Genomic DNA, 1,418 nt, shown 5'->3' with positions numbered 1-1,418 from the left:
GGTTAAGCTTAAGTATTCAAAAAGTCGCTCAAGTGTATAAACAGATGAGTGACTATGGGGCTATGGCTGCGTAAAAGTGTCTAGAGTATTGATTCAAGACTAACGTTAATATGACTAATCACATTAGTATCTGGCTGGAAAAAAGTACGGTTATATGTTGTAAATTTACCTACAGTATATGGATCATAAATGAAGTTTTTTAATGTACCCCGTTGAAGCTCCAGAACTCCATCATCACCCTGGGTAATAAACAGATACCAGCCACCTAGAGAGCTATCACCTGGTTGAGGCACATAATTTCTAGAACAATATTTTTTTACATTATCATAGTCGATTTTTTTAACTAAAAAGAAATCATTTAAACGAACATTGCCTTCTAGTGCAGTCTGATCATTACTCCATTTGCCTTTTATTTTAACGATATCTCCAACTTCGTTTTTTGCCCATTGCCAATCATTAGTGTTCAGCAAGTTTGTACAGTAAACACTAGTTTCATCAGCTGACAGGTTACATGTAGTCAATGCAAAACATAGAGCAAGGCTATATTTGTTTAAAATATGCAACATATAATTTCCTTTATATTTGGTGCAAAACATAAATATTATTAGTTAAAAAAAAATAAACTTACAACAACCAATAGCAGTAGTTAAATTATTTAATGATTTAAATCAAAAATAGTTTTATAGATTTAAAAATGCATTTTGTTCTATTTGGTTACATATTTAATACTAAAAAACCACAAAAAAAGCACGGCGTTGTTTGGACTGATTAATTTCCGCTTCAAGCTGATGAATATATCGTTCTAAATCTTCAGGTTTGTGATACGTCACCATCGCCCCATCCGCATCACGGATGGAGGCCCGTAAATCTCCCGTGCGTAATTTATGCAAAGCCTGTCGTGCTTCAAATAAACGTTGTTCGGTATTCATCCGAGGGCGTGTCCTAAGGCAGAAAGGTCTAACGTGGATTTGGGTTTAATGTCGGGTTCATTGTCGGCGTTTAAGGTATACACCCGGCTATTGGTATCCCAAGGCTGCGCCCAGCTCGGTGGATCATTCCAGTTAATCGTGTCGGCTTTTAATTTGTGGATACAGGCACGATTATAGGCACATAAATCCCAGGACTCATTCGGCCCACCCAGTTCTTCCCATTTACCGTCAGCGGTGCGTGTTTCGGCGGTGAGTTCTTCATAAAAGCTCAGCGGTAACCAATTAGGGAAGTGAATATAATTCGGGCCGGGAATATCACGTTCCAATGAATTATTCACCACGTCCTTTGTCAGCAGCAATGTAAAACTGACCCACTAGCAGCAATCGAATTTTGCCCCCCTGAGTAAAATACCACCGTTTAAGCTTAAGTGTGTGGTATCGATGACATGTTAACTCAGGAGCTTGCAGTGGAAATACACGTACTAAAAC

General features: G+C 38.3%; 3 protein-coding genes. All 3 read right to left on the bottom strand.

The annotated features are described in order from the left end of the window. Window positions 1-80: 80 nt before the first annotated feature. Window positions 81-566 carry a hypothetical protein gene (locus F607_RS0127145; RefSeq protein WP_027710484.1) on the bottom strand — a complete coding sequence of 162 codons (486 nt, stop codon included), beginning with the start codon at window positions 564-566 and terminating at the stop codon, window positions 81-83. Between the two features lie 162 nt (window positions 567-728). Continuing rightward, window positions 729-929: a gpW family head-tail joining protein gene (gene gpW, locus F607_RS32270; protein WP_038292664.1), complete on the bottom strand. Its 201-nt coding sequence runs from the start codon at window positions 927-929 to the stop codon at window positions 729-731. Next, the gene (locus F607_RS0127135) at window positions 926-1,267 is read right to left on the bottom strand and encodes a terminase gpA endonuclease subunit (protein WP_027710483.1); all 342 of its coding nucleotides are present in this window, start codon (window positions 1,265-1,267) and stop codon (window positions 926-928) included. The genes gpW and F607_RS0127135 overlap by 4 nt, the downstream gene beginning before the upstream one ends. Between the last annotated feature and the right edge of the window lie 151 nt (window positions 1,268-1,418).

This window comes from Zooshikella ganghwensis DSM 15267 (assembly GCF_000428585.1).
Taxonomy (GTDB): domain Bacteria; phylum Pseudomonadota; class Gammaproteobacteria; order Pseudomonadales; family Zooshikellaceae; genus Zooshikella; species Zooshikella ganghwensis.
The sequence above is the reverse complement of the archived record's forward strand: the minus strand, read 5'-3'. Positions and strand labels throughout refer to the sequence as shown.